This is a genomic window from Roseivirga sp. YIW32, from assembly GCF_057219245.1.
Genome location: NZ_JBXVVG010000002.1, coordinates 470,388 through 493,135, shown reverse-complemented (window position 1 = coordinate 493,135; position 22,748 = coordinate 470,388). Strand labels below are relative to the sequence as shown.

The 22,748-nt window shown below is 46.0% G+C and carries 12 protein-coding genes; 4 read left to right on the top strand and 8 right to left on the bottom strand.

Annotated elements, in window-relative coordinates; all coding sequences use genetic code 11:
- Position 1: 1 nt before the first annotated feature.
- From AC2D6U_RS10975 to AC2D6U_RS10960, 4 genes are all read right to left on the bottom strand, one after another.
- Complete coding sequence (locus AC2D6U_RS10975; RefSeq protein ID WP_484721029.1) at positions 2-904, bottom strand: TIGR01777 family oxidoreductase; 903 nt, start codon at positions 902-904, stop codon at positions 2-4.
- A gap of 99 nt (positions 905-1,003) precedes the next feature.
- Entirely contained in the window at positions 1,004-3,889 is a 2,886-nt protein-coding gene (locus AC2D6U_RS10970) for a TonB-dependent receptor domain-containing protein (RefSeq protein WP_484721028.1), read from the bottom strand.
- Between the two features lie 83 nt (positions 3,890-3,972).
- Positions 3,973-5,466 (bottom strand): autotransporter outer membrane beta-barrel domain-containing protein, encoded by a 1,494-nt coding sequence (locus AC2D6U_RS10965; RefSeq protein WP_484721027.1) that lies wholly within the window; start codon positions 5,464-5,466, stop codon positions 3,973-3,975.
- Positions 5,467-5,603: 137 nt separating this feature from the next.
- Complete coding sequence (locus AC2D6U_RS10960; protein ID WP_484721026.1) at positions 5,604-6,593, bottom strand: AAA family ATPase; 990 nt, start codon at positions 6,591-6,593, stop codon at positions 5,604-5,606.
- A 460-nt stretch (positions 6,594-7,053) separates the two neighbouring features.
- Here AC2D6U_RS10960 and AC2D6U_RS10955 point away from each other — a divergent pair, with 460 nt between their 5' ends.
- From AC2D6U_RS10955 to AC2D6U_RS10940, 4 genes are read left to right on the top strand one after another with little or no spacing between them, the layout of a single operon-like run.
- A complete protein-coding gene (locus AC2D6U_RS10955) occupies positions 7,054-15,207 on the top strand; it encodes a PKD domain-containing protein (protein ID WP_484721025.1) in 8,154 nt (2,717 codons plus the stop codon).
- Positions 15,182-16,237, top strand: a complete 1,056-nt coding sequence (locus AC2D6U_RS10950) for a PorP/SprF family type IX secretion system membrane protein (RefSeq protein ID WP_484721024.1) — start codon at positions 15,182-15,184, stop codon at positions 16,235-16,237. The genes AC2D6U_RS10955 and AC2D6U_RS10950 overlap by 26 nt, the downstream gene beginning before the upstream one ends.
- A 21-nt stretch (positions 16,238-16,258) precedes the next feature.
- Positions 16,259-16,750 carry an asparaginase domain-containing protein gene (locus AC2D6U_RS10945; RefSeq protein WP_484721023.1) on the top strand — a complete coding sequence of 164 codons (492 nt, stop codon included), beginning with the start codon at positions 16,259-16,261 and terminating at the stop codon, positions 16,748-16,750.
- A complete protein-coding gene (locus AC2D6U_RS10940; protein ID WP_484721022.1) occupies positions 16,743-18,356 on the top strand; it encodes a S8 family peptidase in 1,614 nt (537 codons plus the stop codon). Before AC2D6U_RS10945 ends, AC2D6U_RS10940 begins: the two co-directional genes overlap by 8 nt.
- A gap of 52 nt (positions 18,357-18,408) precedes the next feature.
- Here the strand turns inward: AC2D6U_RS10940 and AC2D6U_RS10935 are convergent, their stop codons facing one another.
- The 4 genes from AC2D6U_RS10935 to AC2D6U_RS10920 all read right to left on the bottom strand — a co-directional run bounded on the left by AC2D6U_RS10935 (position 18,409) and on the right by AC2D6U_RS10920 (position 22,724).
- Positions 18,409-20,808: an ABC transporter permease gene (locus AC2D6U_RS10935; protein WP_484721021.1), complete on the bottom strand. Its 2,400-nt coding sequence runs from the start codon at positions 20,806-20,808 to the stop codon at positions 18,409-18,411.
- A gap of 322 nt (positions 20,809-21,130) precedes the next feature.
- Positions 21,131-21,631 (bottom strand): hypothetical protein, encoded by a 501-nt coding sequence (locus AC2D6U_RS10930; RefSeq protein ID WP_484721020.1) that lies wholly within the window; start codon positions 21,629-21,631, stop codon positions 21,131-21,133.
- A gap of 64 nt (positions 21,632-21,695) precedes the next feature.
- The gene (locus tag AC2D6U_RS10925) at positions 21,696-22,052 is read right to left on the bottom strand and encodes a hypothetical protein (RefSeq protein ID WP_484721019.1); all 357 of its coding nucleotides are present in this window, start codon (positions 22,050-22,052) and stop codon (positions 21,696-21,698) included.
- 99 nt (positions 22,053-22,151) lie between these two features.
- Entirely contained in the window at positions 22,152-22,724 is a 573-nt protein-coding gene (locus tag AC2D6U_RS10920; RefSeq protein ID WP_484721018.1) for a DUF5655 domain-containing protein, read from the bottom strand.
- Positions 22,725-22,748: the final 24 nt, after the last annotated feature.

Sequence of the window (22,748 nt, the reverse complement as noted above, 5' to 3'; positions counted from 1 at the left end):
GTTAGGCTTGTTTTAGTTCTTCCAAGGCTCCTTTTAAGGAAGGATACGCAAAATTGAAGCCTGCCTTGAGTATTCTCTCTGCACTGATACGGCTCCCACCCAATACGATCTGGGCCATCTCGCCGAGCATGAGTTTCAGTACCAATGAAGGAACGGGAATGGGCAAATAAGGTTTGCCCATCACCTTGGCGGCAAGTTTTGTAAAGTCCTTATTGGTCATTGGCTCAGGCCCAACGGCATTAAAAGGCCCGACCAATTTATCTTCTTCTATACCAAATTGTATCATTCGGCACAGGTCTTCTATGTGGACCCAGCTCATGTATTGTTGACCATTGCCTAGGGGAGCTGCAACCGGAGGTTTTAGCAGTTCTTTTAGAGCGCCACCTTCTGCACTCAGCACAATACCAATGCGGGGCTGTACTAACCGAATGCCCAATGAGCTGATTTTACTCGTTGCGCTTTCCCACGCGTCTACCACATGTGCCAAAAAGTCTGATCCTTGAGGCTCCTCTTCCTTGATCAATTTACTTCCAGTATCCGCACCATACAAGCCAATGGCTGATGCAGCAATAAAGGTCTTGACCTGATGATCATGCGACTTTAAGGAGTTGTATAGCAATAGACTGCTCTTTACGCGACTGTTGTAAATGAGGTCTTTGCGTTCTGCCGACCAGCGTTTATCAGCCACTCCAGCCCCGGCCAAATGGATGATCACCTCAGTGTGCTCCAAAGCCAATGGGTCGATGTATTCCTTCTCAATGTCCCAGACATAGGTCTTTATCGGACCTTGCTCATTGGCGTGCCGACTCAGAACGGCTACTTCGTATCCTGCTTTTTGAAGCATTGGAACGAGTTGTTGTCCGACAAGTCCTGTGCCCCCGGTGATCAATACTTTTTTACCCATAAAGAATGAACATCATCTGACTACTGAATTGTTTAATTAGGCGAAAAAAAAGCTGATTCAACTATTGAATCAGCTTTTTTGTATCTCTCTCTTTCGGGTTTAGAAGGAGTATCTTATGCCCCAACCAAAGGATACACCCGGACTCCATCGCTGAAAGATTTCAGAAGGTGCACTAAGACCTGCTTCTCCTGCATTTGAAAAATCTCTTTCATAGAATTGTTCCAACGTGTCATTTAAAATATTATTCACACTGACATTCACAGACCATTGTTCTTCTTCTCCAAATACTTTGTTCAAGTTGAAGTTCAAACTGTGGAAAGGTTGTGCAAATACATCTGGGTCTATACCGCCTCCAACAACTGCTAATGTTTTGCCTTTCACATTGTAAAAAAGACCAGCGTCAATTCCTCTTTCGTAGTCATCATACGACAATCCCGCATTGATGATCCATGGGGCCTGACCTTGCATGTTACGCGTGTCTTCAATTACTTCTCCTACCCTCGCGCTGTTATTTCTGTTACGTAGTTCGGTTTCAGAGATGTCAATAATTGATTCAACTAATGTCAAATTACCGTAAATGCTAATTCTGTCACTGATGATGTCCAAGGCTTTTTTGAACTCAACCTCAATACCATAAAGTTGACCATCGCCAACATTTCTAGGTTGAAACTCGGCATTGGTTTGAGCTTGTGGTAAACGAACGAGTTCAATCGGATTTGCGAAGGCCTTGTAGAAAGCAGAGAACGAGATTGTTTGTCCTCTATCCCAATACAATTCCCATCTGAAATCGAAATTATCGATGTCAGTAGATTTCAATTCACCGTCCCAATCGTCGATTGGGAAAAGACCACCATTAAAGATTCTATTGGAAACAGGATCTAAAATTTGCGCAAAAGAGAGTTCTTTAAACGACGGACGAGCAATGGTTTTTGAATAGGATAACCTTAAATTTTGCTTCTCACCAACGGCATAAATCAAATTCGCAGATGGGAAAAAGTTCAGGTTGTCTAATACCACATCGTTTTCTAAAACACGTTGCTGAAGCTGATCCCGACCTGTGTGTCTCTGAACGAAATTTTCAGCACGAACACCGATGATCGTTTTTAGGTTTTCTGCTGGATTAAATTCAGTAGATATATAACCAGCCGTGTTGTTGATAGTGGAGTTGTATTGGTTGGGGTTAGGCTCACTAAATCCAGACACTAGGTAGATTGAACCCGCTGGATAAATAGTTTGAGGTGTCCATACTTCCGTACCAATTCCTGTCCATTCTTCTTGTTGACCGTTAAAGAAGTTTAAATTGAAGTCAACGATCTGATAATCTCTCTCCTTAAAAATGTAGTTGACGCCAAACTTTATCTTTCCATCTCGGCCGAGTATGTTTCTTTCGTTTGTGATGTCAACTTTACCTCCCATATTCACTTCTTCAAGAGACCTCCAGAGTCTGCTTGGGTTTCCAGCAGCACCACTCACAAATCTCAAACGATCGTCATTTCCAAAGCGGGTGAAGGCTGTTTTGCGAATATCAGGGTCTTCTTGCTTAGACCAAGTAGATGAAGCACGATAATCGATAGTCCATGCATCACCATTTATGTGATGCTCTCCATTGAAGAATAAATTATCAACTTGTCTTTCGTTGTATTCCAGGTTTTCGGAAATACCAGTGTAACCTGATTTTCCGATGGCATTGTCATCATCGATCAGATCAAAGTCACCGGATCGGCTAACACCATTGAGGAGACGCATATAGTTTAGTCTATACTTTGAGTTTTGCGTTTTGTAGGCTATTCCGGCTAGTCCTCCTAAAAGAATATCTCTTTCTGTCAAAACACCTTCTGTTGTTGCGGCACGCTGAAAATCAGTGATGCTTGTGTTTCTGTCATTTTGGAATTCACCAAAAAAAGCATCATCGTACATGATGGTGTTGTTGCTGTAGTTTCCTGTCAAGAGAACACCAAGTTTATGGCCATTTTTTAGCTCGTACTGATTGCCAAAGGTGAAGCCCAGGCTGTAATCCATGAAGCTGGTTTGGGGAGTTACGCCCATTGTTGGGCTAAATTCATTCAAGAAGTTAGAGACCTCTTGGTCGGTAGAATTAAAAGGATTAGGTGCATTAACCAAGTCGTATCCTTGAGGCAAGGCTCGAACCCCGTTGTCAAAACCTAAAAAGTCGGTATTACTTCCCTCATAGGTAAAGTAGTCAGCATTAAAATGCATGGAAGGGTTGTAATCTATTGCAAAAGAAACATCGAAGATCTTTTGGTCGGGGAAATCTTTGGTTTCGATATTGACAATTCCGCCGGTAAAATCTGCAGGCAATTCTGGTGTGAATGTTTTAAGAATCACCATATTGTCGATCAAATTGGTCGGAAAGACATCTATTTGGATACTGTTTCTATCCGGGTCTAGTCCAGGAATGTCTAAGCCATTGAGTGTGGTTTTTGTGTAGCGGTCGCCAAGTCCTCGAACATAGACATATTTGCCACCTTCGACAGAAACTCCGGTTACTCTTTTTGCCGCTTCACCAGCGTCGCTGACACCTATTCTTCTAAAGCTCTCCGAAGAGATACCGTCCAATACATTAGACGATTTTCTTTTGACCGTTTGTAGGGCAACTTCAGTTGTTCGAATTGCTTCAGCTGTAACAACTACTTCTTCCAACATTTCAGACTCTTCCACCAGGCGAATCTGGTCAATTACGGTAACGTCATTTGGTTTTATGACCAATTCATTGATAAAGACTTTCTGAAAACCAATATAAGAGGCTTGCACCTGATAGGTGCCCGCTGGAGCATTGATGCTAAATTTTCCATCAAAATCAGAAATGGCTCCATTGTTCGTTCCCATTAGAATTACTGTTACTCCGTAAAGCGGCTCGCCCGTTGAGTCTTCAATAACAGTACCCCTTAGTGTTCCATTCTGAGCAAGCGCATAAGATGAAACACACATCAAAAGCAGAATAAATAAATCCCTGTAGTTTTTCATTGCTAATCATTAATTGGCCTTCAAAAAAAGAGAAAACCCACCGGCCAATATCAGTGGGTTTTCTATATGGTTAAATGAATTAATTACAATCCTAAATCAGCTAAAGCACCGGATGCACCCGCCCAAGTCCAAGCAAAATCAGCTGCTGATGGACCATGAGTTTTGGCACCTACGGCAATTCCATAAGTTACTACACCATTAGGAACACCGTCAAAGAAACCACCTGAGTTGTCGGCAAGGTCAGTTTCCCAGTTGTTGCTGTTTCCATTTCCATCACCACCGAAGGTTTCAATATTGCCACCCGTGATTCCGAAGAAATACGTGTTGGTAATGCTGGTATTTGTATTGCTATCCCAATCAACAATGTGGTCGATTTCGCTTCCACCAAATACTACTCCGTTGGTGAATAAATTGTGCATGTTTCTGCTTGTATTTCCTTCAGGACCATCCAGCTCAAATGCAGACCCACCGATTGGAGTGACGATAATAAAGTTTGAGACAGTTCCAACCCAGTCTTGGTCAGTATCCATTGAGTCATCATACGAGTTCCAAACAACAGCTCCATCGATTGATACATTTCCACCGAAAATTTCGATACCGTCATCAGCGTTTGCGACTACTTCCACATTACTAATTGTGGTGCCAGAACCCACACCACCTAAGGTAAGGCCATTGATTTCATTTCCTGCACCAATATTAGTACCGCCGTGTCTGATCGAGATGTAAGAAATTGTTCCTGAATTATCAGTAGGGTCATTTCCACCATACAAGCCATTTGGATCCGATGAAGGAATACCTTCGATTTGAACCTCAGTTAAATCATCACCGTTGTCATTTTGAGCAGAGATAGGAGCATTGCCTAAGACAATCACGCCTCCCCACAGACCATTTTGAGTAGGAGAAGTAGTACTTGCATATTCCCCAGCCGCGATGTTAGCAGGAGTAATTGGGTCTAATATCGACGTAAATATAATTGGCAACTGTGCAGTACCTTGGGCATTCAGAGTGCCTCCTCGAGCAACTAGTAAAGCCGTCGAAGCAGCTTGCTGACCTTCATTTCCTTTGATAACAGTACCTGGCTCGATGGTTAAAGTGACACCACTTACTACAGTAACTCGTGTTTCAAGAATATAAACATTATCAGCGGTCCATGTTGTGTTTTCTTCAATATTACCACGAACGCTTACTGTTGGAATATTAGAAATTGTAATAACCGCAGTGGCGTTTGTCGTTTGTCCAGAGTTGTCTGCTATGGCAACAACAACTGAACCTGCGCCAGCCGTATTGTTGGCAGTATAGTCAACAGTGAAACTACCAGAAGTTGCTCCAGCGGTAATATCCCCGACAGTCGCAGAACCTCCTTCAGCAGATGAGACGTTTGCTGTATTCAATCCGCCCGCAGCTGTAAAATTGAAAGTGAGTGAAATTGTTTCACCGACCGTCACCGTATTATTACTAGGTGCCGTTAACGTTGGCGCATCAGGAGTAGATGGGTCGTCATCACCACAAGAGGTAATGCTTGCTACTATTGCCAAGGAAAGCAATAGGTTGAATAATTGTTTAACAGAGTTTTTCATGTTTTTGATTAGGTTTTGAAAATTATGCCACAAAATTGACAGGATTATATCAAAAACACTTTACGCCTCTGTTAAGAAAGGAGACGGTGCACTTTAAGAAAAGATGTTCTATGTTAAGCCAAGATTAACCCAACGGATCAATGGTTGATCGGGATCTTCTGGAGGAGCTTTTCAATGATCTGCTCAGTACTGATTCCATCGGCTTCTGCTTCATAATTTAAGATGATCCGGTGGTTCAATACATCCTTCGCAATCTCCTTGATGTCTTCCGGCAGCACATAATCTCGCTGGTTGAAGAAGGCGATGGCCTTTGCTGCCAGATTGAGGTTAATACTTGCCCTTGGCGAAGCACCGAATTGCATGTAATAGGCTTCGTCGTTCAAGCCATAGTCTTTTGGACTTCGGGTAGCAAAGACCAACTCGATGATGTAGCGCTCGAGCGATTCAGAGATGGTGACCTGATTTACCTCGTCTCGGATGGCGAAAATGTCTTCTTTTGTCAGCAAGGTCTCTGTTTCAGGTTTGAACTTCATGTTTGACATTCGGCGCATTACCTCGATCTCTTCGTCTTTGGTCGGATAATCTACTTTCACTTTCAACATGAAGCGGTCGATCTGTGCTTCGGGTAAGCTGTAGGTTCCTTCTTGGTCTACGGGGTTTTGGGTAGCCAATACCAAGAAAGGTCTATCCAATTGGTAGCTGTGCTCTCCAATAGTGACCGTTTTCTCTTGCATGGCTTCGAGTAAAGCCGATTGTACTTTGGCAGGGGCACGGTTCACCTCATCGGCCAACACCACATTGGCGAAAATAGGGCCCTTTTTTACTTCGAATTCTGCTTTTTTCTGATTGTAGATCATCGTACCGATCAAATCAGCAGGCAATAGGTCAGGTGTAAATTGAATGCGTTGGAAGTCGAGATGCAGTACGTCAGCCAGCGTATTGACCGTTAGCGTTTTGGCAATGCCGGGAACACCTTCCAGCAGTACGTGTCCATTGGTAAATAGCCCAACCATGAGTCGATTGACCATGTATTCCTGGCCGACAACGATCTTGCCTACTTCGTTCGCAACGCGACTAACCTTCTCTTGGTGTGCTTGTTTCAATTCTGTATTTGCTACCTCTTCCATATCCGATGTTTTCCTGAGCGCGCTAAAATAAAAATTTCGCGCATACAATTACACAATACTTACATGAACGTATCAGCATTTTCAGTGCTATGCAATCCCCAAATATGGAGGATTTCTGATGTCGGCGGACAATTTGGGCTGCATTTTCACAAAGATTAACGCATTGAGGCAGTTGATAGCAAAAAATGCAGTTAAGCGCCAAGAATATCCTGAACAAATACGGAGAATCGCTTTTCGAACAATAGTTGAAATGTACAATTCTTTTGTCCACTCAAATTTCACGCTCTAATTTACACAAAAGCGTATTTATAAAGCATCCAAAAGACTTGTATACAGTCTCTTAAAGCCCAAAATTAGTAACCATTTTAACCTAAACATTAATGTCCTTATCCACACTATGGATCTTTTGACCAGATACAGGGAGTCCATCATACTTAGAAAAGTAATATTTTCTTTGAGCATGATTTTCATTGTAGTCCTTCCGTCATTTGGCTTGGCCAATGAGACTACACCTGTCATCGCCAGCGTGAATATCAACAGCTGTGTGGGTAGCATTACCATTAGTGTAACCAACGGAACGGCTCCTTATACCTACGTTTGGAGGGATAGTGGGGGCAATGTTGTTGGAGGAAATTCTTTTTTCGTCGATGGATTGGCCCCTGATGATTATTCAGTGACGGTTACAGATAATGATGGAGATGCCATCAATGCCACATACACCATCACAAACCCACCCGATCTGACGGGCGGTGTTGTGGTCAATGATGTTACGTGTCGTGATAACGAAGATGCACAAGTGATCATTACCATGGCCAACGGAAATCCACCGTATCCTTGGGAGCTCTTCAATGCCACAAACGGCAACCTGGTACAAACAGGAACAGGAACCACTCCCATTATTACATTGGGAGGATTAGGTGCCGGAGACTATCGTTTTGAAGTCGAGGATATCAACGGCTGTACCGGCACGATCACCTTCACCATCACTGAGCCTGCGGACTATTTGCAATACAATGGAGCTAGTGTGACGGACGCTACCTGTTTCAATAGCGCTGATGGTGCCGTTAGTATCAACGTAACAGGGGGTTGGGGAAATTATTCATATCGATGGATTCGGGTAAGTGAAAATGTTGTTGTGGCCACAAATCAAGATGCCACCGGTTTGGCACCAGGGCAGTATTTCTTAGAGATCACAGATGCGAATCCCTCTGGAAACCCTTGTATCATCACTACGACGAATTATACGGTAGGCTCTCCCCCTGAGATCGTACCGACCGCCACCATCAATGATGCCCTTTGTAATGGCGATGCAAATGGAAGTATCAACCTGTCGGTGACCGGCGGAGTAGGTGCTTACAGCTATTTATGGTCAAATGGAGCGACCACCCAAAACATTAGCGGCTTGAGCGCAGGCAATTATACGGTAACCATTACCGACGGATCGGGATGTATAGACGTCGCAAGCTTTACTGTTGGGGAGCCTGGAGTGCTTACCATTAATCCTGACATCCGTGACGTGGCTTGTTTTGGTGACAACACCGGGCGGATCAGAAGTAATGTGACGGGTGGTACTGCTCCTTATACCTACAGCTGGAGCACTGGTAATACAGGTCAGAATCTACCCAATCGTACAGCTGGCACGTATTCATTGACCGTCACCGATGCCAATGGCTGTACTGCAACAGCCGTTGGTTTAGTGATCAGCGAGCCTGCCGCACCCATATCAAAGGCAAGTGAAACCTTGACTTCTCCTTCTTGCTTTGGCGCCAATGATGGCAGCATAACGGTAGCGATGACAGGAGGGACAGCACCCTATACCTACGTTTGGTCGAATGGAGATACAGGACCTACTGCAAATGGCTTGACCGCCGGTGTTTATACCGTCACCGTTACGGATAATTCGGGCTGTACTTACGTTGAGAACATCACCATAAATGACCCCATTCGCATAGCGGTTAATCCATCGCTTACGCCGCCGACATGTAATGGATTAGCCGATGGTTCTATTTCCGTTGCTCCTACCAATGGAACGGCACCCTACACCTATAACTGGAGTACAGGGGATGCCACGCAAACCGTCAACGGAGTGCCAGCAGGAACCTACAGTGTGACCGTTACTGATGCAGGCGGGTGTAGCGTAACAGAGGCGATCACCTTGTCCGAACCGGGTATTTTAACAGGAAATGCCACCGTGAACGATATTACCTGTAGCGGCGCTAGTGATGGCAGCATTTTTTTAGCCGTTTCAGGCGGAACGGCCCCTTATACCTATTCTTGGGCAGACAATGGAGCAACCAGCAACAATCGGACGGGTCTGGCAGACGGAAATTATTCCGTTACCATCACAGATACGAATGGCTGCTCGATCACAGAAAACTATACGGTCAATAACCCTGCGCCTCTAACGACAACGTTTACTCAAACCGACCTGATTTGTCGAGGCGGATCGACCGGGGCCATTGATATTTCTCCTTCAGGGGGAACGGCTCCCTATTCCTATCTCTGGTCAACTGGCGCCACTACCCAGGACCTCAGTAATTTAACGGCAGGCTCCTACACTGTCACCATCCGTGATGCCGAAAATTGCAGTGTCAATTTGACGGTTACATTAACCGAACCGGCAACTGTGCTTGCCTTGTTCGGAACGAAAACGAATGCCACCTGTAATGGATCCAACAATGGGCAAATTGATCTAATGGTCACCGGTGGGTCGGCGCCCTATTCCTATGCATGGTCAAATGGTGCCACCACGGAAGACCTGAACAGCTTGGCGCCAGGAAACTACAATGTATCGGTGACCGACAATAACGGATGTACCAAATTCCTTGCCTTCACCATTGCGCAGCCGGCACCACTCGCAGGCAATGCAACCGTGACTCCCATCAGTTGCAACGGAGCGAATGATGGACAGATACAATTAAATGCCACAGGAGGAACAGGAGGGTATACCTACGCATGGGCCGACGACGCGACAAAAACAACGGCCTCAAGAACCGCACTAGCTCCAGGAAATTATACCGTAACCATCACGGACGGCAATGGGTGTACCCAAGTGGAAATGTTTAATGTGACCGAACCAACTGCGTTGAGCGCTACATTTAGTCAGGCAAACGTAAGTTGTTTTGGTGAAAGTACGGGGTTGATAAATCTAACCGTGAACGGCGGGACAGCCCCGTACACTTTTTCTTGGTCCAATGGAGCCATTACCGAGGATATCAATAGTCTGGCGGCAGGCAACTACGACGTGACCATCACCGACAGTAGAGGCTGTAGCATTATAGAAACCATGACGATAACGGAGCCAAGCGCTGCCTTGAGTGTGACTGGAAGTGCGAGCCAGATCACTTGTAATGGAGCGGCTGATGGTATCATCAATGTGACGGTTGCAGGAGGTACCGCTCCCTATGCTTACAACTGGTCAAATGGTAGCACTGCAGAGGATCTCACAGGCCTTCCGGCGGGGACCTATAACCTTACTGTTACAGACAATAATGGGTGTACAGAAACAGTAAGTTATACCATCACAGACCCTCCTTTATTGGTGCTCACAAGTTCAGCAACAGAAGTGAGCTGTAATGGGGCTAATGACGGGGCTATCGACATCACCATGAGTGGAGGTGAGGGACCCTACACCTTTACCTGGTCAAATGGTGAGACCACAGAAGACGTGACGGGTCTTGCTCCCGGTACTTACTCCGTGAATGCGACGGACAGCAGAGGGTGCGCCGTAAACCAAACCTTTACCATCACACAACCCATTGCGCTAAATTTGGCCTATACGTTTACCGACGTAGACTGTTTTGGAAATGACACAGGGGCTATTGACATTACCGTGACCGGCGGTACCGCTCCGTATAGCTATTCTTGGGATAATGGAAGCAGTACAGAAGATTTAGCAGGCGTAAGTGCCGGCATTTATAACGTTACGGTAACGGATGCTAATGGATGTACTATTGCTGAGAGCATCACGATCAGTCAACCTGCGGCAGTTTTGGCCGCAAATGGTAGCCCTTCAGATATCAGTTGCTTTGGGGGAAGTGATGGTTCGATCGTACTGAATCCAACAGGAGGTACCGCTCCATATACCTATAATTGGAACAATGGCGCAACGACCAAAGACGTTTTTGGCTTAACGGTGGGAACCTATCAGGTGATTGTTACCGATTTCAATGGATGTTCTGTAACAGAAACCTATAGTATCGCGATGCCTCCATCGTTGCAAGTTAGTGGGGCAACGACAGATATTGTGTGTAATGGTGTTGCCAGTGGGGCGATCGATCTAACCGTTTCAGGGGGAACATTGCCCTATACCTTTACTTGGTCAAATGGTGCCTCGACGGAAGACGTGAGCGGGCTGGCCGCCGGAAATTATCAAGTCACGGTGCAAGATGCATCTGGCTGTACGCAAGTCCGAAATTTCGAGATCACACAACCGCTTGCTGTCAATGTGGTGAGTACGGTGAACGACGTCACCTGTTTTGGCGCAGGAGATGGTAATATTCAATTGAATGTGTCAGGAGGAGTTACTCCTTATACCTACAGCTGGTCGAACGGAGAGACGACAAAGGATATCTTCAATTTATCAGGTGGAACGTATGCATTGACCATCACCGATGGAAATGGGTGTGTGAGAACAGAAAACTACACGGTGAATGCGCCTGGAGCCGCCCTTACCGCAAGCGGTGTGGTTACGAATGAAAATTGCTTCGGTGATAACCAAGGGGCTATCGATCTGACCATTTCAGGAGGAACAGCCCCCTATGCCATTGCATGGAATCAAGGGTCAACCACAGAAGATGTTGCCGGCTTAGGACGAGGAGCTTATCAGGTCGCGATCACCGATGCCAAGAACTGTAGAGTCGTTGTTGATTTCAATGTGAGTGGACCAGATGCAGTCGATGCAACTGCTGCAGTACAAGACATTTCGTGTCAAGGCCAAGCAGAGGGTGCGATCGATCTGACCCCCTCTGGAGGAACAGGCCCTTACTCGTTTTCATGGTCAAACGGAGCAACGACGGAAGACCTTGGCGGATTATCTCCGGGAGCCTATACTGTTACCATCACTGACGCCAATGGTTGTGCAGTTTCCAAAAGCTACAGCATTCAAGAGCCACTAGCCATTACCTTGAACGAAACGATTAAAAATGTCACCTGTTTTGGCGCCAATGATGGGGCTATTGTCATGAGCGTATCAGGAGGTACTGCGCCTTACACCTATGCCTGGTCTAATGGCGAAACGAAAAAGAATTTATCCAACATTTCAGGAGGGACCTACTCCCTTACCATCACCGATGGAAATGGTTGTTATGCAACACAAACCTATACGGTTACAGAACCTGCCGCAGCCCTTACCGCAACGGGTGCAGTCACGAATGAAAATTGCTTTGGTGATAACCAAGGGGCTATTGACCTGACGATTGCTGGTGGAACGGCCCCATATACCGTTGTTTGGAATCAAGGAGCCACGACTGAAGATATTGCCGGGTTGAGTCAGGGAACTTACCAAGTGAATATACGTGATGCCAACAATTGTACGTTTATCGCAAACTTTACTGTTGGGGGGCCAAATGAGATTGCCATTACGGCGGCGGTTGAAGACGTCACCTGTCAGGGAAATAGCGATGGAGTCATTGATGTTTCAGTATCCGGAGGAGTTGGTCCTTTTACCTACCTATGGTCAAACGGAGCAACAACAGAAGACCTCAGCGGATTACCTCCTGGAGCTTACGCGGTGACAGCGACCGACGCGAATGGCTGTGCGGTTACCCAGACCTACACGATCCAAGAACCCTTGAATTTGGTCATCAATGAGGTGACCGCCAATGTGAGCTGCTTTGGTGCAGCGGATGGTCGTATCGACGTCACCGTGTCGGGAGGAAATTTACCTTTTAGTTATGCCTGGTCCAACGGTGCGACCACACAAGATCTGTCAGGGTTGGACGGAGGAAGTTATCAGCTCATTGTGACGGACAGCAAGGGTTGTCAGGTAACAAAAGACATTGTGATTCAAGCGCCAACGGCCCCTTTGAGTGCAAGCACTAGCATTACTGATGTGAGCTGTCAAGGCCAACCCGGCGGGCAATTACAAGTAACGCCCACTGGCGGAACGGCCCCGTACACTTACGCTTGGTCAAATGGATCAAATCAAGAAGATCAGGTGGGTTTATTTGCAGGAGATTACGCACTGACCATTACCGATGCACAAGGATGCACCTTTACAAACACCTATACCATTACAGAACCGGAGGCCTTGGCTATTCAATTTGATATCGATCCGACCTCATGTTTTGGAGATACAGATGGGAGTATTCAACCATCAGTGACAGGTGGTCAAGGACCCTATAATTTTATCTGGTCAAACGGAAGCACGACTCAAGATCAGTTCGATGTTGCTGCAGGAACCTATAACTTAACGGTGGTCGATGCAAATGGCTGTTCGATAAGCGCAGCAGCCGTAGTTGGGGAGTCCTCCGATTTGAATGTGCAAATCAAGAAGCGTGATGTGTCGTGTAAGGGTGAGTCCACCGGATTGATCGAGTTGGACGTCACCGGAGGCAGTGGAGTGTACAGCTATACTTGGAACAATGGTGGCAATTCAGCCATTCTTCGTGACTTGAATGCAGGCGTGTACAACGTGGTCATCAGTGATCAAGGAGGCTGTGCAACTACTGCTTCAGTAGTCATCACCGAACCTGCTCAGGTACTCTCTGCGGCTGTCACTGGGACAGATGAGCTCATTTGTTTTGGTGAAAGGTCTGGGGTTCTCCAAGTTGATGTTCAAGGAGGAATTGCACCCTATACCTATGTGTGGAGCAATGGTGAGCGAACAAGTGCCGTAGGTGGATTAGGCGCGGGCACCTACACCGTGTCGGTTACCGATGCGAATGACTGTCTCGTTCAGGTCAATTACACCATCGCGCAGCCTGCACAGCCCATCAGCATAGATACCAATGGTAAGTTGAACTTGGATTGTAAAGGAGACAATGATGGTAGAATTTCTGTGAACATCACCGGAGGTTCGGGTAACTATGACATTTTGTGGAGCACGGGAGATACGGGCACGTCCATCGATAATCTCGCGGTAGGAGACTACACCATCCGTGTCCGAGATGAGAAAGGATGTACTGAAGAGCGCGTGTTCACCATTACAGAACCGGCAGAACTTACGCTTGGAAATGCGATTGTCAATGAAAGCCAGTGCTTCAACGATAGAAATGGATCGATAGAGATCAATGTGAGTGGCGGAACCACGCCGTATACGTATCAATGGTCGAATGGGGAAACCACCAAAAACATCATCGGCATAAGCTCTGGCGCATACTCCGTTTTGGTAACGGATGCGAACGGTTGTCAGGTACAAGGCAATTTCAATTTGGCTTCGCCAGAGCTTTTTCGAATGAATCCTGTGGTTGAACCCATAAGCTGCATTGGTGCCGGAGATGCTTCCATTGCCCTCAACATTGAAGGAGGGATACAACCCGTGGCTATTCAGTGGAGTACGGGAGCTACGTCGGAGACCATTACAAATTTAACTCCGGGTCAGTACAACGTGCTGGTCACAGATAACAAAGGGTGTACCTTACAACAAGTATTTAACATCGTAAACCCAACGGCACTTTCACTGGATGCCTTCATCCAAAATGCCGATGCCTGCAATGATCCAGAAAGTGGTCGGGTCAATTTGATCGTTTCAGGAGGCACCAAGCCGTACAGTTACCGTTGGTCGAACGGCGCAACGACATCGAACCTCGAAAATGTTTTGCCCGGTACCTACGTAGTAGAAGTATCTGATGCATTTGGTTGTTCTCAACAAGGCACCTATACCGTTTTACAACCGGAACCTCTGCAGATTGGACTCTCTTCTCAACCCTTTATCGACTGTGACAACCGCATCGCAGGGGTACGAGTTCTGGCCAACGTCAAAGGCGGGCTTGGCAATTACAGTTACAGCTGGTCTCGAGGGGAAAGTAACTCGAGTGAAATATTACTGACGGCACCTGGACGATTGACTTTGGAAATAACCGATGGACGAGGCTGTTTCCAGCTGAATTCGATCGATATCGACATTCCCGAATTGGGCGAGGCCGATTATTTCTACAATGCGCTTTCTCTTGACGAAACCGGAGAACTGGCGATCAAAGATCCTGTCAGCTTTTTTGATGAATCCATTGGTGAGATCATTGATTGGCATTGGGATTTTGGGGATGGATTCGAGTCGAGTGAAGTAGATCCAATCCATGTGTATGATGCCCCGGGGCAGTACGAAGTCGTACTCACCACAACCGACCGAACAGGCTGCACTTCTGAAAAACGAGCAGTGCTCGACCTCACCAAAGGATACGAGGTGATCATCCCGAATGCCTTTACACCAAATGGGGATGGCAACAATGATTTTTTCCGTCCTGAAATGCGGGGCCTCACCGAAGTACAGCTCATCATTTTCAACACTTGGGGAGAGGTGGTTTGGAGTACACGAGATGTGGAATCCAAAGGCTGGGACGGTTTTGTGAATGGAAGAAGAGCCGAAAATGGCAACTACATCTTCAAATTGATAGGGATAAGTTTCAATGGATTAAACGTAGAAAGAGATGGAATCTTTGCTTTACTCAAATAAGCTCAAAAAACTCTTGATCTTGATCGCTACAGCATTTTTGCTGATCAAGGGCTTCGATCTGAAAGCACAAGACCCTCAGTTCTCGCAATTCTATGCCTCGCCGCTATATTTAAACCCTGCCTTGGTGGGTGGAGCTGACAGGGGAAGGGTTGGTGTGAATTATCGAAACCAATGGCCTGCCTTGAACCATTCTTTTACGACCATGTCGGCTTATATTGACTGGTTTTCCAAGGCCTACGAAAGTGGTTTTGGTGTGATTATTACCGAGCACTCAGAAGGGTTTTTGGACTATAAATCTCAGGAAATTGGTGCCTTGTATTCCTATAAACTTCAATTGGCCAAAGGCCTCGTGCTACGAACGGGGGTTCAATTGTCTTACTTCAATAAAGACGTCAATTTTGAAGAGCTTGTGTTTGGGAATCAGATCGACATTGTCAATGGTCAAGTGATCGGACCGAGTGGAGAGACCTTTGAGCGAGGTGCCAGGGTGGGCTTTGTCAGCGCTTCAGCAGGTGGACTGATCTATACGAGCAGTTCATGGTTGGGCTTTTCTGTTCACCACATCAATCAACCGAACCAATCCTTTATTGGGGAAGAAAGCCGACTGGAGCGCAAGTACTCGGTTCACACAGGTTTTAAATTAAACTTTAAAAAGGGCAGGAGGTTGAGAACCGTTGCCTATCAATTTCAAGAGCGGAGCGCCACCTTTGCCTTGAATTACAAAAAACAAGGCCCATTCAATCAGTTAGATGCCGGTGTTCAATTCTATTTGCAACCTTTTGTTATTGGAGGTTGGTATCGAGGGATTCCTATTCAATCTGTTGATCGAGTGATCAAGAATGAATCCATCATCGCGCTGGTGGGCCTTGAATTAAATAGCCAGTTGTCCTTTGGTTATAGCTATGATTTCACAGTCTCCAAGTTGGCAGGTTCTACCGGAGGTGCCCATGAGTTCTCCCTCACCTTTGAGTTTGGCGAAGTGAAAAAGCGCTCAAGAAGAGATACTCGATTGCCTTGTTTTAAATACTAATGAACTCATTATATTGCCCCCGTGAATGTCCTTTTCATCCAGACTGGGGGTACCATCGACAAAGCGTATCCAAAGACCAACAAGGGTTACGCTTTTGAGATTGGTGAACCGGCCTTTTTACACATCCTAAAAAGAGCGGGCATATCAGATGTTCATTGGTTATCTCCTTTGAAAAAGGACAGCACTGAGATGACAGATGATGACCGCCAGCACTTGAAATCCTTGATCGAAGAATCAATGCATCAGCGTGTCATCATCACGCACGGATCAGATACCCTTATCGAAACGGCACGGTTTGTGGGAAACATTCCCAACAAAACCATCGTATGTACTGCTGCCTTTCTACCCGAGGCTTTCAAGGATTCGGATGCAGACTTCAATGTAGGCATGGCGGTAGGAGCCGTGATGAGTCTGGAAAATGGTACTTTTATCGCGATGAACGACGGGCTACTCCGTCCGGAGCAGTGTAGAAAGAATAAGCAAAATGGAAAATTTGAACAAATACATGAATAGATTTAAACTCCTATTGGCGCTGTTGATGATCACAGTGGCCATACAAGCGCAAGAACCGCCTAAGAATTGGTTCAATCTCGATCCGGTTACCGACAAGGTAAATGGGGTAAGCACGGAAAAAGCTTACCAAGAACTTCTAGCCGGAAAAACATCCCAAAAAGTCATCGTTGCTGTGATCGATTCAGGCATTGATATTGAACATGAAGACCTACGCGATGTGGTTTGGATCAATGAGGACGAGATCCCCAATAATGGCATCGACGATGACAATAACGGTTACGTGGACGATGTCTACGGTTGGAATTTTATCGGTGGTAAGGATGGACAAAATGTCGACAAAGACACCTATGAGATCACGAGAGAATACAAGCGCTTAAGAAGGATCTATGAAGGCAAAACGGCCGATGACTTCAAGAAGCGTGAAAGGGCTGGCTTTGAGTATTGGTTAGAGGTCAAAGAAACCTTTGAACGCGTTTCTGGAGAGGCACAAAGTCAAAACATGATGCTGGGCAATATAGATCGCCAGCTCAGAAGATACAAGAAGTTCTTTGAGGCCTACCTGTACACGGATGAGGTCACTTTTCAGGACATCCAAAAAGTGCAATCGACCGACGAAGTGGTGATGATGGGCAAGGGCATGCTGACTCAGCTGTATACCATGATCGATACCACCATGTCATTGGAAGTAATGATCGACCTGTTGTCACAGGATATGGAACAGATTGCACAAGATGCTGAGTATCGATACAATCTTGAGTTTGAACCCCGAAAGATCGTGGGCGATAATCCTGATCAGCTTGACGAGGTAGGCTATGGCAATAATGATGTGATCGGTCAAGGCACCGATAATTTTCATGGCACCCACGTAGCAGGCATTATCGCCGCCAAGAGAGGCAATAACCTTGGGATTGATGGCGTTGCCGACAATGTCCAGATCATGGCCATTCGTGCGGTACCCGATGGCGACGAGCGTGACAAAGATGTAGCCAATGCCATTCGTTATGCAGTGGACAATGGAGCGAAAGTGATCAACATGAGTTTTGGAAAGGCCTATTCGCCGCATACGGATTATGTATACGAGGCGATCGCTTATGCAGAAAAGAACGGCGTATTGTTGGTGCATGCAGCGGGTAATAGCGCAGAGAACATCGACGAAGCTTCCAACTTTCCAAACGATTACATCGGGAGGAAAGAAGACATGGCGAACTGGATAGAAGTAGGCGCTTCCTCTTGGGGGTCTGAAGGCAACTATGTGGGTAATTTTTCGAACTATGGAAAGAACAACGTGGACCTTTTTGCCCCGGGGGTAAAGATCTACTCTTTAGCGCCAGGTGACGAGTACAAAGATGCCCAGGGAACGAGCATGGCTTCTCCGGTGACGGCGGGTGTGGCCGCTTTGCTCATGTCTTACTATCCCGATCTTTCTGCCGATCAGGTAAAAGACATTTTGATGAAGTCCGTAAGAAGCTTCAAAGACCTAACGGTTGCTCAGCCAGGAACGGGAGAAGAAGTTCGCTTCAAAGAACTTTCTGTTTCAGGAGGCATCATCAATGCTTATGAAGCCATCAAGATGGCAGAGTCGATGACCATGAAAGGCAAAAAGTAGTTGCCAGAAACATAAAATCAGAAGCCATCCCGATGAGTCAGGATGGCTTTTTTTATTCACTTCGCAGCGATTCAGTCGGGTTTTTTCGTGCAGTGTTCAGGACAAATGCGCTAACCAGCAAGAAGGTGGCCATGATAACCGCCAAAACCCCTGAACCCATCAGTAGAAAGTTGATCGGAGTTTGGTATTCAAAATTCTGATACCAAACATTCATGGCATAATAAGAAATGGGTAATGCGATCACACTAGCGAGTAAGAGAAGTTGAAAGGTTTTGGTATAGACCAGTCCAATGATTTGAAAAGAAAGGGCTCCCAATACCTTGCGGATACCGATCTCCTTCCTTTTTTGATCGACGCTGAAGGCGGTTAAGCCCATCAGGCCGATCAGGCTAATGATCACACAAAGGGCAGTCATGAATCCGACCAATTTATTTTGTGTTGCATCCGCTTCGTATTGTGCCTTTAAGGTTTCTTTCAAGAAGCGGTAGTCCAATGGATAGTTTGGAACGACCTCATTCCAGGCGGCTGTGAGTGCAGAGATGGCGGCTTGTTCTTGCCCTTGTTCAAATCGGAGAATCAAATGCTGCCCCGGATTCGGGTTGTAGACCATCACCAGGGGCTCAATTGGATTGTGCAATGAAAAGAAATTGAAGTCTTTTACCACACCAATGATTTGCCCGGGGGTTTCCTGATGGAAGTACCCCATTTTTTTACCCACCGGTTCTTCCCAGCCCAATAAGCTGGCAGTGGTTTGGTTCACAACAAAATACTGATTACCAGCCGTTATGTTTTCATCGAAGAAACGCCCATCTATCAATTCAATGCCTAAGGTTTCAATGTAATCGGAACCCCCATTGATGTACTTGAATTCTTGTTGTTGCATTTCTCCTTCCTTTTCTACCTTGAACACCATAGAGCCAATGCCCTCTACGGGGGCAAAGCTAGAGGAGGTCACTCCAATAATGGCTGCTTCTTGTTCGAGCTGATTTTTCAGTACGGCGTACTTGGTTTGCGCCACGGAGTCTCGGAGGTTGACCATGAGAAGTTGTTCTTGTGCAAATCCCATGGGTTGTTCTTGTAGGAAGTTGATCTGATCTTTCATCAAGAAAGTAGAAACCAGTACGCCGATCGAAATGATGAACTGAAAAGTAACCAGCCCTTGACGAAGCCAATTGCCTCCTCTGCCGGCTACCCAGGTTCCTTTGAGTGCCCGAACCGTACCGATCTTTGATAAATAGAGGGCAGGATAGGCTCCGGCCAGCAAGCCAGTGACTACAGCAAGGCCAAAAGCAGCCCCTAGTAATTCAGGGGATTCAAAGAGCGTAAAGTCGAAACTAACACCCAACCAACCCTGCAGCGGTGAGCGCTCGATCAATAGATTGGTCAATGCGATGGCGAAGCCGAAGGAAATGAGTACCTGCAGAAGCGACTGGCTGAGCAAGGACATGCGCAATCTTTGCAGATTGCTTCCAAGCACTTTACGAATGCCAATTTCCTTCGCGCGGAGGCTGGCTTGTGCCGTTGCCATGTTGACGTAATTGATGCAGGCCATCAAGAGAATGGAGATGCCGATGATACTGAATACCAAAATATTCGCTTTGTTTCCCTTAGCAAAGTCGTCGTCAAGTTGGAGCTGGTCGTAGTGTATCTCATCCAAGCCCTGTAAATACAGGATGTGTTCTCCATTGATCATGTTGCCAAAGGGGGCAAAGAATTCTTCATCGAAGGCAGGGAATTTATCTACAAAATTGGCCTTGGCTTCCACAGACGTAAACTTCAGGTAGTTGATGCAATCAGGGTTCCACAAGGCTTCTGAATTGAAGACGCCATTTTGCATGGCAAACCCGCGATCCCTCACCCCTGATAGCAAGGCCTTGAATTGGAAGTGTGTATTCTGAGGGAGATCTTGAAAAACACCAGCAACCTTGACTTCTGTATTATTGGCCGTAAGCGTTTGTCCTAAAGCATCGGTTTGTCCGAATAGCTTTGACGCAAGAGATGCCGACAGAATGATGGAATTAGGTTCTGTTAATGCTGTTTGAGGGTTACCCCTGACAAAGGCCAAAGAGAATAGCTCGACCGCTGCCGGGTCGGCATAATACATTTGTCGTTCTGTGTAGACCTCTTCACTGAATGCTATTTCGGGGGTTGGTGCCGATAAAAAGCGAGCGAAGGATTCTATTTCTGGGAATCGCTCTGCCAACATGGGACTTAATTCAGAAGGAGAGTAGGCCGTGTTGAATTGAACACCCGGTGCTTTGAAGGTATGACCAACTCGGTAGATTCGTTCATGCGCATCAAAATGTTGGTCAAATGTCAATTCATTTTGTAAAAAAAGCATGAGCCAAAGCGAGCTTGATATGCCCAGTGTGAGACCAAGGATGTTAAGGCTACTGAAGAACTTTTGTTTACGTAAGTGCCTTAGGGCTTGAAGAAATGAGAGTTTGACCATAACTAAAAATTTCGTTAATCTATTTTTTTAGTGGGTCAAATGCAAAGAAAAAAAGGACAACTTTTTTGAACAGGGGCTCTTGTTAACGGTTAATTAAAGTTAAATTAACCTCCCTCATGAAACCTTAAGGGGGGAAATCGTATCTGTAGAGTATATAGATTAGAATTGGTACGATAGTTGAAACCGTTCTATTGCAATCGAAAATTTAGGTTACGTCAAGTAATCTTATTCATACAGTTAGTGGTTTATTTGTTAAGCCCGGGACGTAGTAAACCCCGGGCATTTTTTTGTCCAGCCGCTCAATGGAATTAAGCTAAAATACTTAGTCAATTTTGACATGATGTTTCATTGCCTCCTCATAAAAGTGGTGGAGGCGGAACATCTGTTCTGCACCTATTTTTTGACCGCCTTGGGCAACGAAATATAAGATGAGGGCAACCAGTCCGAAGACGGGAATTGACCATAGGATCGGCGCAGGTTTTTCTAACATGAGTTGGGACAAACCAAAGACTCCGGCAAAAAGACTGAGTACGCCCAAGGCAGCATAACCCATAAAAAAGACAGCCCAGACACTAGGTTTTGGACCATACAAGCCTCTCACGGTAATTTGCTGTTTGTCTTCTTCGGCTTCGATGGTAATGGTCAATTGAGGCGACCAGTAATGTCTTTCTTGTATTGGGATCTTCAATACACAGTATGACTCTGAGATCAAACCAACGCATTCGGCTGAATCTTCGAGAGATTGGCTGATCTGTTCTTTAAAGGATTCTTTGTTCAGTGATAGTTGTTCTTTGAACCGGGGCCTGATGCGGAAACTGGACATAACTGAAAAAATTCTTGCATGGAATTTACATGCTTGTCCGTTCTTGAAGGATGACTTTCGTCAGTTAAAGGGTAAGCATTTTTCCTTCATCCTTGGCCTTTTTATCTTTTGCAGCACCAATCGCCATCCCGATAGGCATTCCAATGGGGAGTCCAATACTCATGAAGGCAAAATTGTTAATGGCTAGGGCAAATGCTAATCCAAGCGGTAGCCCAAAAGCGCCCATGCCGATGGCCATCCATTGGGTTTGGTAATAACCCGGAGTCGTGTACCCATACTTGTTCTTCACTCGCTTCAGGATGCTCCCGTGGCAACTTCGGACTCTGCTAAACTTGGTCTCTCCTGACAGTTCTTGTTGCAGGATGGACAATTCTTCGGAAACATCAGCCGGATCAACAGCTTTTTCTTCTAAGGCATTCATAGACAAAATCGCGCAATAGCTCCACCATCTTTAATTGATCTTCTGGCAAGTATGCGAATAGATCATCAAGGTCTTGAAATTTAATGGGTTGAAAGGGTTTCATTTGCTGTTAGCATAGTAGGCCTTTTGCAGCCAATTCTTGAATTCTTCATTGAGTTGATCAATGCTTGTGAGTTTGATCCGATGGGTGACCATACCGTTCCAACTTCCAGCAGCTTCGGCCATACCCAGCGGGGTAACATCTTTCAGGTTTAACCCGACGTCGACCCTTGTTTTGGTACTCGGTTGAAGCAAGGCAAATTGTTTTTTTGGTGTTCTTAGGCTGATGTAGGTTTTCTTGTAGGCAAATTCCACTTCCCCTTCGATTTCAGAGAAAAGGCGTTTGGCTGCGAGGAATAGCTCCGCGATGTCCTCCTTTCCTTTTACCAGCTCTTCGTCTTGGTCTGCATCCGCTGTTTTGGCTTCGAGGAGCTCTGGTTTAAAAAAGGTTTGGGAGATCAGGTTAGCATAACCATGTGAAACGCCGTGATCTCCTTTTAATACCTTCATCGCATCACCATGTTTAGCTGGGCTATGTTCTTTGAGTACTTGGTGCCACTCGTTGAGGACCTTACCGGTCTTTTCTTTTAAGTTGCTCAACATGGTTTGTAGCATTTCTTCTGGTGTCGCCATGATCAGAGTGAGGTTGGTGACTAG

Excerpts from the sequence above, each read along its gene's own strand:
- AC2D6U_RS10930 (WP_484721020.1), bottom strand. The coding sequence starts at position 21,631 with ATGTCCAGTTTCCGCATCAGGCCCCGGTTCAAAGAACAACTATCACTG.
- AC2D6U_RS10925 (WP_484721019.1), bottom strand. The coding sequence starts at position 22,052 with ATGAATGCCTTAGAAGAAAAAGCTGTTGATCCGGCTGATGTTTCCGAA.
- AC2D6U_RS10955 (WP_484721025.1), top strand. The coding sequence starts at position 7,054 with ATGATTTTCATTGTAGTCCTTCCGTCATTTGGCTTGGCCAATGAGACT.
- AC2D6U_RS10935 (WP_484721021.1), bottom strand. The coding sequence starts at position 20,808 with ATGGTCAAACTCTCATTTCTTCAAGCCCTAAGGCACTTACGTAAACAA.
- AC2D6U_RS10975 (WP_484721029.1), bottom strand. The coding sequence starts at position 904 with ATGGGTAAAAAAGTATTGATCACCGGGGGCACAGGACTTGTCGGACAA.
- AC2D6U_RS10965 (WP_484721027.1), bottom strand. The coding sequence starts at position 5,466 with ATGAAAAACTCTGTTAAACAATTATTCAACCTATTGCTTTCCTTGGCA.
- AC2D6U_RS10970 (WP_484721028.1), bottom strand. The coding sequence starts at position 3,889 with ATGAAAAACTACAGGGATTTATTTATTCTGCTTTTGATGTGTGTTTCA.
- AC2D6U_RS10940 (WP_484721022.1), top strand. The coding sequence starts at position 16,743 with ATGAATAGATTTAAACTCCTATTGGCGCTGTTGATGATCACAGTGGCC.
- AC2D6U_RS10950 (WP_484721024.1), top strand. The coding sequence starts at position 15,182 with ATGGAATCTTTGCTTTACTCAAATAAGCTCAAAAAACTCTTGATCTTG.
- AC2D6U_RS10960 (WP_484721026.1), bottom strand. The coding sequence starts at position 6,593 with ATGGAAGAGGTAGCAAATACAGAATTGAAACAAGCACACCAAGAGAAG.
- AC2D6U_RS10920 (WP_484721018.1), bottom strand. The coding sequence starts at position 22,724 with ATGGCGACACCAGAAGAAATGCTACAAACCATGTTGAGCAACTTAAAA.